Source organism: Actinacidiphila sp. bgisy160, assembly GCF_965342435.1.
Classification (GTDB): Bacteria; Actinomycetota; Actinomycetes; order Streptomycetales; family Streptomycetaceae; genus Actinacidiphila.
In genome coordinates this window covers 1-1,038 of record NZ_CBDRCM010000136.1, presented here as the reverse complement: position 1 = coordinate 1,038, position 1,038 = coordinate 1, and the positions used below count along the sequence as shown (strand labels likewise).

General features: G+C 73.2%; 1 protein-coding gene. It reads right to left on the bottom strand.

Annotation, left to right across the window (positions count from 1 at the left end):
• Window positions 1–1,014: GlxA family transcriptional regulator (locus ACRWNP_RS37115; protein WP_431969415.1), on the bottom strand; the 1,014-nt coding region annotated here is incomplete at its 3' end.
• Window positions 1,015–1,038: the final 24 nt, after the last annotated feature.

The following is a 1,038-nucleotide window of genomic DNA, read 5'->3' as shown; positions in this document are numbered from 1 at the left end:
GTGGTGGTGGGTGTGGTGTGGCCGGGTGGTGCGGAAGCGGTCGCGGTATGCGCCGGGGCTGACGCCCAGGCGGCGGCGGAAGGCGCGGCGCATGGTCTCCTCCGATCCGAAGCCGCTGCGCCGGGCGACGGTGTCGAGGGCGTCGTTGCCTGCCTCCAGTAGTGCCTGGGCGGCCTCGACGCGGATGCGTTCGACGTATTCCGCGGCCGTGCCGCCGGTCTCGGTGCGGAACAGGCGGGTCAGGTGACGTGGGCTGACCCCCGCCCGTGCGGCGAGCGCGGGCAGGCTGTGGTCGGCCGGGGGGTCGGCGGCGACCTGGTCGAGTACCTCGCGCAGCACGGAGTGTGGGGGGTGCCGGGGGCTTTGCCGGACGCTGAACTGTGACTGGCCGCCCGGCCGTGCCATGAAGACGACCAGGAATTTGGCGGCCTTGCGGGCGATGCCGGGTCCCAGGTCGCCTTCGACCAGGGACAGGGTCAGGTCGATCCCGGCGCTGATGCCGGCCGAGGTGATGAAGCGGCCGTCCCGTACGAAGATCGCGTCGCTGTCCACCTCGACCTTGGGGTAGCGGGCGGCGAGGTCGCCCGCCAGCCGCCAGTGCGTGGCGGCCCGGCGTCCGTCCAGCAGTCCGGTCGCGGCCAGCGGGAACGCGCCCGCGCAGACCGAGGCGACGGTGCGGGAACGGTCCGCGAGCCGGGAGATGCCCTCCACCAGCGCGGTGTCGGCGACCGCCGCCCACCAGTCGGGGCGGCCGGGGATGACGAGGGTGTCGACCGGGAAGTCCACTTCCGCCAGTGACAGGTCGGGCACCAGCCGCAGCCCCGCGGTGGTGGTCACGGGCCCGCCGTCCAGCGAGACGGTGCTCGTCACGTAGTGGCCGCCGTACTCGTTCGCCGCGGTGTACACATCCAGCGGACCGGTCACGTCCATCAGCTGCAGCCCGTCGAACAGCAGCACCAGGACCCGGTGCGGCGGCACGGCCACCGGCACCCCCGACGGCCTGAGGCGACTCACACGCGACGTCACCATCATTCCTCC